At 68.4% G+C, this 11,882-nt stretch carries 13 protein-coding genes; 10 read left to right on the top strand and 3 right to left on the bottom strand.

Features of this window, described 5'->3' with window-relative positions:
* Positions 1 to 5 precede the first annotated feature (5 nt).
* From ACQHI0_RS28865 to ACQHI0_RS28840, 6 genes are all read left to right on the top strand, one after another.
* Positions 6 to 1,688 (top strand): aldehyde dehydrogenase family protein, encoded by a 1,683-nt coding sequence (locus ACQHI0_RS28865; protein WP_427904906.1) that lies wholly within the window; start codon positions 6 to 8, stop codon positions 1,686 to 1,688.
* A 36-nt stretch (positions 1,689 to 1,724) separates the two neighbouring features.
* The gene (locus ACQHI0_RS28860) at positions 1,725 to 2,807 is read left to right on the top strand and encodes a septum formation family protein (protein WP_427904905.1); all 1,083 of its coding nucleotides are present in this window, start codon (positions 1,725 to 1,727) and stop codon (positions 2,805 to 2,807) included.
* Between the two features lie 14 nt (positions 2,808 to 2,821).
* Complete coding sequence (locus ACQHI0_RS28855; protein ID WP_427909338.1) at positions 2,822 to 3,160, top strand: metallopeptidase family protein; 339 nt, start codon at positions 2,822 to 2,824, stop codon at positions 3,158 to 3,160.
* Between the two features lie 109 nt (positions 3,161 to 3,269).
* Positions 3,270 to 3,581, top strand: a complete 312-nt coding sequence (locus ACQHI0_RS28850) for a PE family protein (RefSeq protein ID WP_427904904.1) — start codon at positions 3,270 to 3,272, stop codon at positions 3,579 to 3,581.
* A gap of 45 nt (positions 3,582 to 3,626) precedes the next feature.
* Complete coding sequence (locus ACQHI0_RS28845; protein ID WP_427904903.1) at positions 3,627 to 4,742, top strand: PPE family protein; 1,116 nt, start codon at positions 3,627 to 3,629, stop codon at positions 4,740 to 4,742.
* Positions 4,739 to 5,572 carry an ESX secretion-associated protein EspG gene (locus ACQHI0_RS28840; RefSeq protein WP_427904902.1) on the top strand — a complete coding sequence of 278 codons (834 nt, stop codon included), beginning with the start codon at positions 4,739 to 4,741 and terminating at the stop codon, positions 5,570 to 5,572. Before ACQHI0_RS28845 ends, ACQHI0_RS28840 begins: the two co-directional genes overlap by 4 nt.
* A gap of 74 nt (positions 5,573 to 5,646) precedes the next feature.
* Here the strand turns inward: ACQHI0_RS28840 and ACQHI0_RS28835 are convergent, their stop codons facing one another.
* From ACQHI0_RS28835 to ACQHI0_RS28825, 3 genes are all read right to left on the bottom strand, one after another.
* Complete coding sequence (locus ACQHI0_RS28835) at positions 5,647 to 6,315, bottom strand: histidine phosphatase family protein (RefSeq protein WP_427904901.1); 669 nt, start codon at positions 6,313 to 6,315, stop codon at positions 5,647 to 5,649.
* On the bottom strand, positions 6,312 to 7,226 hold the full coding sequence (gene pheA / locus ACQHI0_RS28830; RefSeq protein ID WP_427904900.1) for a prephenate dehydratase: 915 nt from the start codon (positions 7,224 to 7,226) through the stop codon (positions 6,312 to 6,314). The genes ACQHI0_RS28835 and pheA overlap by 4 nt, the downstream gene beginning before the upstream one ends.
* Before the next feature lie 145 nt (positions 7,227 to 7,371).
* Entirely contained in the window at positions 7,372 to 7,797 is a 426-nt protein-coding gene (locus tag ACQHI0_RS28825; protein ID WP_427904899.1) for a hypothetical protein, read from the bottom strand.
* Between the two features lie 101 nt (positions 7,798 to 7,898).
* On the opposite strand from ACQHI0_RS28825, the gene ACQHI0_RS28820 reads away from it, so the two are divergent.
* From ACQHI0_RS28820 to ACQHI0_RS28805, 4 genes are all read left to right on the top strand, one after another.
* Entirely contained in the window at positions 7,899 to 8,660 is a 762-nt protein-coding gene (locus tag ACQHI0_RS28820) for a DUF2470 domain-containing protein (RefSeq protein WP_266294944.1), read from the top strand.
* 190 nt (positions 8,661 to 8,850) lie between these two features.
* A complete protein-coding gene (locus ACQHI0_RS28815) occupies positions 8,851 to 9,627 on the top strand; it encodes a CPBP family intramembrane glutamic endopeptidase (protein WP_427904898.1) in 777 nt (258 codons plus the stop codon).
* 224 nt (positions 9,628 to 9,851) lie between these two features.
* Positions 9,852 to 11,270: an LCP family protein gene (locus ACQHI0_RS28810; RefSeq protein ID WP_427909337.1), complete on the top strand. Its 1,419-nt coding sequence runs from the start codon at positions 9,852 to 9,854 to the stop codon at positions 11,268 to 11,270.
* A gap of 10 nt (positions 11,271 to 11,280) precedes the next feature.
* On the top strand, positions 11,281 to 11,811 hold the full coding sequence (locus ACQHI0_RS28805) for a ferritin (protein ID WP_427904897.1): 531 nt from the start codon (positions 11,281 to 11,283) through the stop codon (positions 11,809 to 11,811).
* Positions 11,812 to 11,882: the final 71 nt, after the last annotated feature.

The raw sequence follows: 11,882 nt of genomic DNA, 5'->3' as shown, positions 1-11,882 counted from the left end.
GCGGTGTGAGTACCTCTTTCGACACCGCTGTCATCGATACCGCGCTCGCCGATCTCACCCAAGGGGAAAAGACCTGGGCCGCGACAGACCTGCGTCGCCGCCGCGAACTGCTCGACGAACTGCACGCGCTGACCGCCCGCGACGCCGAGGCTTGGGTCGCCGCTGCCCGCACCATCAAGAAGCTCGACGTCGACAGCCCGCTGCTCGGCGAGGAGTGGATGTCGGGCCCGATGACGATGCTCGCGGGCGCGGCGGCGCTGAGCGAGTCGATGGCCGCGCTCGAGCAGGGCACCAGCCCGCTCGACGGTGTCGAACTCACCACCGCGCCCGGCGGCCGGGTGGCCGTGCCCGCGCTGCCGCACGGCTTCTACGACAAGCTGTTGCTGAGCGGGTTCAGTGCCGATGTGTGGCTCAAGCCCGGTGTCGACGCCGCGACCGCGCGGCGCAAAGCGGGGCTCGCCCAGCTCGAACCCGCCGCGACCAACGGGGTCGGCGCGGTGCTCGGCGCGGGCAACATCATGTCGATCGCGCCGCTGGACACCCTCTACGAGCTCTACGCCAACAACCGCGTCGTCGCGCTCAAGCTCAATCCGATCACCGATCCGCTGCTGCCGGTGTTCCAGGCGATCTTCGCGCCGTTCATCGAGCTCGGTGTGGTACGCATCCTCACCGGTGGGGCCCCCGAGGGCGGCTACCTGGTGAACCATCCGCTGGTCGCGCACGTGCACATGACCGGCGGCGCGCCCACCCACGACGCGATCGTCTGGGGTCCGGGTGCCGACAAGACCGGCGAGCCCATCCTGGACAAGCCGATCACCAGCGAACTCGGCGGTGTGGCGCCGTGCATCGTGATTCCCGGTGACTGGTCGGCCGCCGATCTGAAGTTCCAGGCCGAGCACGTGGCCACCCAGCGCCTGCACAACGGTGGCTACAACTGCGTCGCCGCGCAGACGGTGGTGCTCGCCGCCGACTGGCCGCTCAAGGCGCAGTTCCTCACCGAACTGCGCGCCGCGATCGACACCGCGCCAGCGCGCACCGCCTACTACCCGGGCAGCGACAACCGGGTCGCCGGCGCGCTGGAGAGCTACCCCGACGCCGCTCGCGCCAACGGCCGGTTGCTCGTCGAGAACCTGCCGGCGACGGACACTCCCCTGCTGCGCACCGAGTACTTCTCCCCCGTCCTCGGTGTGGTCGAACTGCCGGGCGCCGGGGCCGAATTCCTCAGCAACGCGGTCGATTTCGCCAATGACGAACTGATGGGCACCCTGGGCGCCAACATCATCGCCGACCCGGCGACCATCACCGAGCTCGGCGCGAAACTCGACACCGCGATCGAGGACCTGCGCTACGGCACCGTCGCCCTCAATGCCTGGACCGGGCTCGCGTTCCTCACGCCGCGCGCCAGCTGGGGTGCCTACCCCGGCCACACCCTCGACGACATCCAGAGCGGCGTCGGCGTCGTACACAACGCCTTCCTCCTCGACGACGTCGAACGCACGGTGGTCCGCGGTCCGTTCCGGCCCGCGCCGCGCTCGATCCTGCGCGGAGAGTTCGCCCTCACCCCGAAGCCGCCGTGGTTCGTCTCGAACAAGACCGGCACCGCCACCGGCCGCAAGCTGACCGATTTCTACGGCGACGGCAAGCTGCGCCGCGTACCCGGCATCTTCGTGTCAGCTCTGCGGGGCTGACCCGAGAGTCCGCAACGGCAAATACACTCGTCGTCGATGTCGAAGAAGCAGAGCAACCAAGCCGAGGGCAATCGAGCCGAAGACCGTGCCGCGCCCAGCCGTGGCGGCGCCCTGCACCTGTCCGCGACGAAACTGCGTTGGGGGCTGCTGATAGGCGCCTTCGGGGCGATCATCGCGGCCATGGTCACCATGGCCGTGACCGGCTTCGACACCGACAAGGTGGAAGCGCATCAGCCCGGTGCCGAACCGGTGGTGCGGGACAAGGAGTTCAGCAGCGCCGCGCAGGGCGACTGCCTGACCTGGTCCAAGCCCGACCGCAGCGACCTGGTGAAGGTGGGCTGCGGCGACAAGCACCTGTTCGAGGTGGCGGGTGTCATCGACCTCAGCGCCTATCCGGGGCGCGAGTTCGCCGAGGGCACCCGCCACCCCGATTCGCTGCGGATGACCGAGTTGCGCGACGAGCACTGCGTCACCGCCGTGCAGAAGTACCTGGGCGGGCGGTTCGATCCGCGCGGCAAGTTCATGGTGAATGTGATGTCGCCGAGCCCGGCCGGTTGGCAGCACGGCGACCGGACCCTGCGCTGCGGTGTCCAGGTGGCGGCCACCACCGCCAGCCCGGCCACCACCGGCTCGCTGGCCGAGAGCGATCAGTCGAAGGTGCACGCCACCGGCACCTGCCTCGGCATCAATCAGAACCTGCCCACCGACCCGGTCGACTGCGCCCAGCCGCACTCGGTGGAGATCGTCGGCACCGTCGACCTCGCCACCAACTTCAGCGGTGGACCGCCGTCGGAAGCCGAGCAGGACAAGTTCGTCGAAGCCGAATGCAACCGGCTCTCCGGCGACTACCTCGGCAGCCCGGACGCGATCCGCAACAAGACGCTGACCCTGTTCTTCGACTATCTGGAGCCCGCCAGCTGGCTCGCGGGCAGCCACAAACTGGACTGCTGGCTCGGAAAAGGCGCCGACCGTGAGGGTTTCGCGCCCATCGTCGGCTCGGCCCGCGGCGAGATCCTGATCGACGGACAGGCTCCGGTGCCCCCGCCGAACTCCGGACGCTCCACGCCGGCCCCGCTGCCGGGCGCCGCGCCGCTGCCGCCGCAGCCCCAGCCGAGGTGACGTTGTCCGAGCGGATGCCGGAGCGGCGTTTCGAAGAGCTGGTGAGCGATGCCCTCGACCAGATTCCGGCGGAACTGTCGGGTGCCATAGACAATGTTGTGGTGCTGGTAGAGCCCCGGAACGACGAGGAACCGTCGCTGCTGGGGCTGTACCACGGGATCGCCCTGACCGAGCGCGACAGCTACTACGCTGGATCGTTGCCGGATACCATCACGATCTACCGAGACGCTATTCTCGACATCTGCAACACCGACGACGAGGTGGTCGAGGAAGTCGCGATCACCGTGATCCATGAAATAGCACACCATTTCGGGATTGACGACGACCGGTTGCATGAGCTGGGATGGGGATAGCGAAACTGGGTGGGGAATCGATGGAACCGAATGACCCGCTCTCGCGTCCTAGTACTCGTAGGGGGAATTCTCGTGGTTCCCGATAGCCGCCACCAGAAGGAGTCGGGTCATGGTTGGACACGTTCTCATCGCACCTGAAATCGTCCTCGCCGCATCCGCGGAGCTGGATCTGCTCGCCGAGCGCCTCGCCATCGCGGCCGGGCTCGCCGGGCCGACCACGCATGTGCTGCCCTCCGGCGCCGAAGAGGTGTCGCTGCTCGCGGCGACCCACTTCAACACCGCGGCGGGCAAGCACGACGGATCGGTCGCCCAGGCGATCCTCGAGCTGCATCACGCCGCCGCGACGCTGCGCTCACAGCTGGCCACGAACATCGGGGAAGACGTGGTCCGGGCGGCGACGATCAACGCCATCCAGGTGTAGTCGCCCGATCCTGTCGACGATCATTTACTCAGGGGAGAAACAAGCATGACCGCAGGGATCACCGGGGTTTTCTGGCTGCCTCGTATGGCCGAAATGAACTCCACCACGCTCAACGCGGGCGCACACGCGATCCCGATCAGCGCCGCCGCCACGTCGTGGGGCACGCTGGCCGCCGCGTGGGGCGACGCCGCCTTCACCATCACGCGCGTGATCGCGGAGGTCGGTGTCGGCCTCCAGGGCGTCAACGGTATCGCCGCGCTCGCCCGTCTTGCCCCGTTCGCGGGCTGGGCCAGCCAGCAGGGCATCGCGGCCGCGGCGATCAGCGGCAAGTGCGCGGCCAACGCCACCGCCTACACCGTCGCCTCGATCGCGATGCCGAGCCTGCCCGAGATCATCGGCACCAACGCCGCGGTGGCCGCTTCGGCCAACCCGCCCGGTGTCGTCTCCGGCGCCTTCGAGGTCGCCGAAGTCGCGCGCCACGCCATGGACATCCGCGCCGCCCTGGTGATGGAGACCTACGAGGCCGCCACTTCGGCCACCGTCGCCGTCCCCAGCGAGTTCACCATGCCGCCGCCGATCGCCAGCGGCGCGGGTTCGGCGTCGGGCGACTTCGGTGGTGGCGATCCGCTGCAGACCGCGGTCGCAGCGGCGCAGGCCTTCGTGTCCAACCCCGGCGTGATCAGCGCGGCCACCCAAGCGGCCAACACCGCCGGTGGCGTGCTCACCAGCGGTGTCAGCACGGTCGGTCAGATCGGCGCGTCCGCGATCTCGGCGGCCACCGCACCCGCGAGTACCGCTGCCGTCGCCCCCGCTATGGCGGGTATCGGTGTCGCCGGTGCCGCTGTCGGTGGCATGGCCACAACCTCGGCCAGTCTCGGTGGCGTCAGCGCGGGTTCGCTGAAGCTGCCAGAGGGCTGGGGCGCGCCCGCCGCGAACGCGGCGGCGAGCGCGCCGGTGTCGGAGGCGGTCGTCAACCGCGCCGATACCGCACCCGTGCGCAACACCGGCACCGGCGCCAACCCGCTGATGGGCAACCGGCAGAAGGGCGAGGAAGACGACGAGCACGATGGCATCGACTACGTGCGCTCCGACGAGTTCACCGACGGTCGTTACGCGGCCGAAGGTGTGATCGGCGCCGACCTCACCGGATCGGCCAAGTGACGGTTCTCGGCTCGGGCAGCGGAGGTTCGCTGCTCGGCGCCGTCGTGCTCTCGCTCGACGACATGCAGTTCCTCCTGGAGAAACTGGAATTCGACGAGATGCCCGTGGTGCTCGACGCCATGGGCCGCTATGACAACGTCACCGCGCACGACGCCGCCATGAACGTGGCAGAGGCCGCCCTGGCCGAACGCGAACTGCTGTTCGGCCAGGTGGTGGCACCCGAGCTCGCCGAACGGCTGCGGGTGCTCTACCGGCCGCAGTGGATCATCGCGCTGCGCTGGGTGGTGGCAGGCCAGGTCAACCGATTCTGTCTGGCGCAGGGCGACGACCGCGCGGTCGTCGCCCTGCGCGGGCCGGAGTCCTACGTCATCGACGACGCGGGTCTCGACCTGCCCGGTGCGGTGCTGCAGGCACTCGGGCCGGTCGAAGCGCTCGAGCTGTACGGAATGAACGCTCCCACCGAACAATTGGCGCCGATCTTCGGCGACACCGGTGACGCGGCCGCTACCGCGAAGCGCCTGAGCAAGGTGGGCAATCCGGCCACCGACGCACAGGCACTGGCCTCGGCGCTGGTGGAGATCCACTCCTACGCCGAGATCGTCGGCGTGGCCTACGGTGACGGCACCCGCGACATCCAGGACAACCACATCGCCGTATTCAACACGCGCGCAGGTCGATTCATCATCACCGCCAGCGTCGCCGACGACGGGGTGAAGTGGTCGTCCATCGCCAGCGGCACCAACGCCCGCCTACGCACCGCGGTAGCCGACCTCATCGAGTCCCTACCAATCCGCACCGAATTCCCTACCGAGGCAGCCACTAAGGCGTAAGCCCGGCCCACCCGCAACCGCCCCAACCAAACGCCCCCACCACCAGCCGCGAACCGTAGGCGCAGCCGAAGCGTTCAGCCCATCGGGTCGTCTGCGGATGGGTCTGCCTTGATGGTGAAGGGTGGGGTGAATTTGCCCCAGCGTAGGCATTCCCAGCCGCCGTCCTCGGTCGGGAGCAGTTCGATGGTTTCGGTGTTGTCGAGGTGGTTGTTCGTGGTGAACGGGGGCGCCACCCCGGCCAGCGCCTTGCCGATGAGTCGCATTGCCGCACCGTGGTTGACGACCACCACGTCACCGTCGGCGTCGTCGGTCAGGAACTCCTCGCGCAGGCCTTCGAGGACGGGCAGGATGCGGGCAAGTACCTCGTGGCCGGATTCGCCGCCGGGGGCGTGGACGTCGAGTTCGCCGAGATGCCAGCCGCGGTAGATCTGCTGGAAGAGGTCGTGTGCTTCCTTGTCGGAGCGGCCGTGCAGGTCGCCGACCTGCACCTCGTAGAGGCCATCGAGCACGTATGCCTTTGTGCCGGTGGCCTCTTCGATGTGGCTCGCAGTCTGGCGGGCGCGTAGCGCGTCCGACGAGACCAGCACCTGGGGTGCGCGCTCCAGGCCGGCGCCGAATGTTTTCGCCTGTGCCACACCACGTTCGGTCAGTGGCAGGCCGGGCAGCGCGGTGTCGAGGATCTTCGCGACATTGCCCTCGGTCTCGCCGTGTCGCACCAGAATCAGTTTCGCGCGGGTAGTCATAGGTCCGCGACCCCCTTTCGCAATTGCGTCAACCATTCTGCCGCAGGTTCGTCCGACGGCGGTGGCGAGCCGAGAGCCGCTGTCGCGGGCCATGATCCGAGGAATCGGATCTGGACGGTGCGGTGCAAGGCTTTCAATGTTTCGGCGACGGCCGGGTCATCGATGTGACCGACACAGTCGAGGTAGAACCGATAGGTGCCCATGCCCGTTCGGGTCGGGCGCGACTCGATGCGGGTGAGATCGACCCCGCGCGTGGCGAATTCGGCGAACGCGCGCATCAGCGATCCGGGCTCGTTGGGCAGTTCGAGCACGACGGAGGTGCGGTCGGCACCGGTGACATGCGGGGCGACGCCCGGCCGGGTGACCAGGACGAAGCGGGTGATGGCCTGGTCGTGGTCGGCCACGCCGTCGGCCAGGGTGGCCAGGCCGAGTCGTTCGCCTGCCAGGGTGGTCGAGACAGCGGCGTCGGCTGTCCCGGCGGCCACGTCTTCGGCGGCGGCGGCGTTGGACGCCGAGGTGAAGGGACGCGCATCGGGCATGTTTCGTGCCACCCACTCCCTGACCTGCGCCGCCGCCACCGGATACGCGGCCAGCGTGCGGACCTCGGCCAGCGAGGTGCCGGGTCGCGCCACGATCGTGAAGGTCACCTCGAGCTCGGTTTCGGCCATGATCTGCAGGCGGGGGCCGATGGCGAGGGAGTCTAGGGTTGCCGGGATCGAGCCCTCCACCGAGCTCTCGATCGGCACGACCGCGCCGTCGACGTGGCCGGTGCGAATCAGGTCCAGCGCCGCGCCTTGGCTCGGCGCGGCGACGCGCTCCACCGGGGCGTCGAAGGCACCCGAGTTCTCGAACTTCGCCAGAGCCATCTCGGTGAAGGTTCCGGATGGTCCGAAATACGCAATAGACGGCACATTGCAACTTTAGCGGCTGGCGTCGGCTGGGTTTCGGACTCGAAGGTTCGGTATGTGACGCGGTGGCGGGATGTGTGGCAGGGACATATCGGGGTTTGGTGGTTCGGGGTTGCGTACAGGGGGTTACCCGGCCCAGGCTGTGGGGTTAGCGATCCAGTACGCGTAGGGCTTCGGTGATTGCCTGTTCGTTGGGGGTTTCTATGGCCAGCAGGACGGTGCGGGTGGCCTCGATGGCGGCGGGCTTCAGTGATTTCAGGAAGGCGAGGTCGGGGGTGGTGAGGGCGGTGGGGATGTCTTCGCCGCAGAGGGCCGCCACGGTGCCTGCGACTACTGCGAGGGCGCGGGGGCCGCTGGTAGTGCTGGCGGTGAAGCCGTGGTCGGCGTGGGCTATGCCGGCCAGGAAGGCGGTCAGGTCGGGGTCGGGGATGTCGACATCGACGGGGGTGGGGGAACTGCCCGCGGGGCGGACCAGGTCGGCTACCAGGCTGCGGCGGGCGGGGGCCGACAGGTTCAGCAGGACGGGTTCGGCGGCGGGGGCGGAATGGTCGTCGCCGTGGTCGTCGTGCGTCATCGGTCCACCGTATCGGCTCGATTCTTCGGGGTGTCCTCTTGCGTGGCGAGCGTTTGTAACTTAGCTTAGGTTTACCTAATCAAACGTTCGCGGAGGTTGTCATGTCGAGCCCCACCACGATCCTCGCGCCGACCACCGCCGAGCGGGTACGCAGTGCGTGCGCTCATGCCGAGACGGCGGTGCTCGCGCTCCCCGGGATCGATCCGGTTCCCACCACGCTGCATCACCTGCGCCGTTGCGGCGATGCGGTGATCGCGGTGCCCGGATCCTCGCTCGCGGCCGCGCTGGCCGCCACGGCCAACGAGACCTCGGCGGTGCTGGAGCTCACCGATCACGCGCCGCTGCCGCTGCGCGAGCCGGTGCGGGCGCTGGTGTGGTTGCGCGGATGGGTGCGACAGGTACCGGAGCAGGCACAGCGCGCGCTCGCCGTCGAAATCGCCAAGGAGTACCCGCATCCGGGGCTGCTCGATGTCGGCCACGGGGTGACGCTGCTGCGGATCGTGGTGAATTCGGCGGTGCTGGCCGACACCGCGGGTGCCGAGTCCGTCGATCACGCCGATCTGCGCGCCGCCACGGCCGACCCGTTCTGCGAGCTGGAAAGCGCCTGGCTGCAACACATGTCCGAGGATCACGCCGATGTCGTCGCCCAGCTGGCGCGCCACCTGCCGACTCGGTTGCGCGGCGGGCTGGTGCATCCGCTCGCCATCGACCGCTATGGGCTCACGCTGCGGGTCGAGAGCAACGACGGCGATCACGACGTCCGGCTACCCTTCCCCACCCCTGCCGATGACATCGAATCGCTGAGCCGGGCGGTTCGTGTCCTGGCCGGTTGCCCGTTCTTGAACGGTTTGCGTCGCATTTGATCTGCGCTCTTGGAGCATGGATCGGGACTGACAGTGCGGTACTGGTAGCTGTGTGCTTGGAGCGCTGGCGCGCTCGAGCGGGGCCCTGGCGGCCCTTTGGGTAGGGACATCCCAGGGTTACCCGGCCCAGGCTGGGTGCACGGGTGTCGACAGGGCGGGCTGACACGATCGAGTGCTTACACTGCGCGGCATGCGTGTCGATTCTCCGGAGGCCCCGCTGAGTGAGCGGGACAGGTTCGGGCTGCGGGTCGAGATCGCGGTCGTGCTGCTCGTGACCTTCGGGTTGAGTGGGATCAGCGCCGGTCTGTCGCTGCTCGACTCGGCGTTGTCGCCGGGTGGGGTCGGGGGACGGACGGTGGCGTTGAACGCGTCGCGGTCGAACAACTCGTTCCTGGATCTGCTGTTCCAGCTCGTCGGGGTGACGCGGCTGATGGCGTGGGCGGCGCTGGGGCTCTATCTGTTGTGGCGCAGTGGAATCGGGCCGCGCCTGATCGGGCTGGCGCGGATCAGGCGCGGCGATATCGTGGCGGGGCTGGTGCTGGCGGCGGTGATCGGGTTGCCGGGACTCGCGCTGTATCTGGTGGCGCACGCGATGGGCGTGAGCGTGACGATTGTGCCGAGTTCGCTGTCGGAGCACTGGTGGCGGCTGCCGGTGCTGATCCTGTCGGCGTGTGCGAATTCCGTCGCCGAGGAAGTGCTGGTGGTCGGCTATCTGCTCACCCGGCTGCGCAGGCTCGGCTGGTCGGAGAACTCGTCGCTGGCCGCGTCGGCGCTGTTGCGCGGCAGTTACCACCTGTACCAGGGGATCGGCGGCGGGCTGGGCAATCTGGTGATGGGTCTGATCTTCGGGCGCTATTGGCAGCGCACCAACCGGCTGTGGCCGCTGATCCTGGCCCACGCGACGATCGACGCGGTCGCCTACCTCGGCTACAACGTGCTGCGGGGGCGCGTCGGCTGGTTGCCGTGATCGCTACTCCGGACATGGTCAGCGGCGTGGGCAGGCCGCCGGTCAACCGGGGTTTCCAGCGTCGTACCGGCGCGCCCGGTCACTGATGTGGACGGCGTGTCGCGGCGAGTTTCACCACATCACCGCGTTTCGCGATAACAGTGACCCTCGCGCGGGGTATCCCAGTAGTGACCGCGCGCGCAGAACCCGCCCGCGCCCCCGACGATCAGTAGAGTTTGACGGTGATGAACGGCGACGACCCCCGCGAGGACCCCCGTAGACGCCGGGTGCCGCCGACCTCCGGCCGCCCAGGCGGTCCCGCCGTGCCCCCACAAGGTCGTCCTGTGCCGCCGCAGGGTCGCGCGATGCCCCCGGATCCGCGCTATGGCCGGCCGCCTGGCCACGATCGGCGCCAGAATCCCGAGGACGGGCCGACTGTCCGCTACAACCCGGCGCCTCGGCGCGGTGCCTCGCACGTCGAACCCACCCAGGTGCTGCACCGCGGCAACTCCGGCGACCAGCCGCTGGCGTATTCGCAGATGCCACACGAGCGGGTCGAACCCCGGCGCCAACAACCCCCACGCCGTGAACAGCCGGTTCCCCGTCGCGACCAGGTCCGGCACGCCCCGACGCAACGTCCGGTCCCCCATCACGACGGTCTCCCGCCGCGCCGCACGCCCCCGCCGCCCGGCGGCAGACAGGCGCAGCCACCGAAACGCAGGCGCAGACGTCATCCGTTCCGGTGGTTCATGGTGATCGTCGTGCTGTTGATCGCCGGTCTGATCGCCGCGGTCGTGCACCTGGACAACTCGTTGACCCGCATCACCGCGCTCCCGTCCTACAGCGACCGCGTGAGCAATACCCCCGGCACCAACTGGCTGCTGGTCGGCTCCGACGGTCGCGGTGACCTCTCGACCGAGCAGGAACAGGAACTCGCGACCGGCGGCGACACCGGACCCGAGCGCACCGACACGATCATGATGGTGCACATCCCGTCCTCCGGCCCGACCACGATGGTCAGCCTGCCGCGCGACTCCTACGTGAGCATTCCCGGCCATGGCAAGGACAAGCTCAACGCGTCGTTCGCGCTGGGCGGCGCGCCGTTGCTGGTCCAGACGGTGGAGGTCGCAACGGGCGTGCGGATCGATCATTACGCCCAGATCGGGTTCGGTGGTTTCGCGAGCGTGGTCGACGCGATCGGCGGGATCGAGATGTGCCTGGACGAGCCGATCGTCGACCCGCTGGCCGGGCTCGACCTGGCCGCGGGCTGTCAGAAACTGTCCGGCCCGCAGGCCCTCGGATTCGTGCGCACCCGCGCGACCCCGACCGCCGATGTCGACCGGATGAACCGCCAGCGGATGTTCATGGCCGCGCTGCTGAAGAAGGCGACGGGCGCGGGCACCCTCGCGAATCCGTTCGCCCTGTGGCCCATGGCAACCGGGGTCGCGGGGTCGCTGAAGGTCGACGACGGTGACCACATCTGGAACCTGGCCGCACTCGGCTGGGCGATGCGCGGTGACACCGTCACCACCAGCGTGCCGATCGGCGGATTCGACGACACCGACGTGGGCAACGTGTTGCTCTGGGACAAGGCGAAGGCCTCTGGTTTCTTCGAGGCGCTCGCGACCGATCAGCAGATTCCGGAGGAGCTGCTCACGCGGTAACGTCGATGGCATGTCCGAGAACCTGTCGTTCGCCGAAATGCTTCGTGACCAGGTCAGAGCGGGTCTGACCGCGGCCCATCAATATCTTGCCGCCGCCGTCTATTTCGACGCGCAGGACTTACCCGAGCTGGCCGCGCAGACCTACGCGCGCTCGACGGCCAATCATGGACACGCCATGCGCATGGTGCAGTACCTGCTCGACCGCGATGTGCCGATCTCGATCGGCCGGCTCGACGAAGTGCGCTCGGAATTCGATTCCCCACGCGCCGCGATCGCCTTTCTGCTCGACCGGGAACGGGTCACCACCGGGCAGATCAGTGGTCTCGCCGCGGCCGCGCGTGAGACAAATGATTTCCTCGGCGAACAATTCATGCAATGGTTCCTCGGCGAACAGGTCGACGATGTCGCGGGAATGACCACCCTGCTGACCGTGCTCGATCGTCAGGACAACCTGTTCGACGTCGAGGAATTCATCCGTCGTGAACTGCGCGGCACGGTGCGCGTCGATACCACCGCACCCCGAATGGCAGGCGCGAGTTAGGAAATACTTGGTTAGGGAATACTGTCCTCAATAAGGCTGCACTTGGATGACAACCCCCTATGACCAGCATT

The organism is Nocardia sp. FBN12 (genome assembly GCF_050320175.1).
Classification (GTDB): Bacteria; Actinomycetota; Actinomycetes; order Mycobacteriales; family Mycobacteriaceae; genus Nocardia.
Note: the sequence above shows the minus strand (reverse complement) of the source record. Positions and strands in the feature narration are given on the sequence as shown.

Coding starts and splice junctions, on each gene's coding strand:
- ACQHI0_RS28860 (WP_427904905.1), top strand. CDS start 1,725: ATGTCGAAGAAGCAGAGCAACCAAGCCGAGGGCAATCGAGCCGAAGAC.
- ACQHI0_RS28855 (WP_427909338.1), top strand. CDS start 2,822: ATGCCGGAGCGGCGTTTCGAAGAGCTGGTGAGCGATGCCCTCGACCAG.
- ACQHI0_RS28850 (WP_427904904.1), top strand. CDS start 3,270: ATGGTTGGACACGTTCTCATCGCACCTGAAATCGTCCTCGCCGCATCC.
- ACQHI0_RS28845 (WP_427904903.1), top strand. CDS start 3,627: ATGACCGCAGGGATCACCGGGGTTTTCTGGCTGCCTCGTATGGCCGAA.
- ACQHI0_RS28835 (WP_427904901.1), bottom strand. CDS start 6,315: ATGACTACCCGCGCGAAACTGATTCTGGTGCGACACGGCGAGACCGAG.
- ACQHI0_RS28825 (WP_427904899.1), bottom strand. CDS start 7,797: ATGACGCACGACGACCACGGCGACGACCATTCCGCCCCCGCCGCCGAA.
- ACQHI0_RS28820 (WP_266294944.1), top strand. CDS start 7,899: ATGTCGAGCCCCACCACGATCCTCGCGCCGACCACCGCCGAGCGGGTA.
- ACQHI0_RS28815 (WP_427904898.1), top strand. CDS start 8,851: ATGCGTGTCGATTCTCCGGAGGCCCCGCTGAGTGAGCGGGACAGGTTC.
- ACQHI0_RS28810 (WP_427909337.1), top strand. CDS start 9,852: ATGAACGGCGACGACCCCCGCGAGGACCCCCGTAGACGCCGGGTGCCG.
- ACQHI0_RS28805 (WP_427904897.1), top strand. CDS start 11,281: ATGTCCGAGAACCTGTCGTTCGCCGAAATGCTTCGTGACCAGGTCAGA.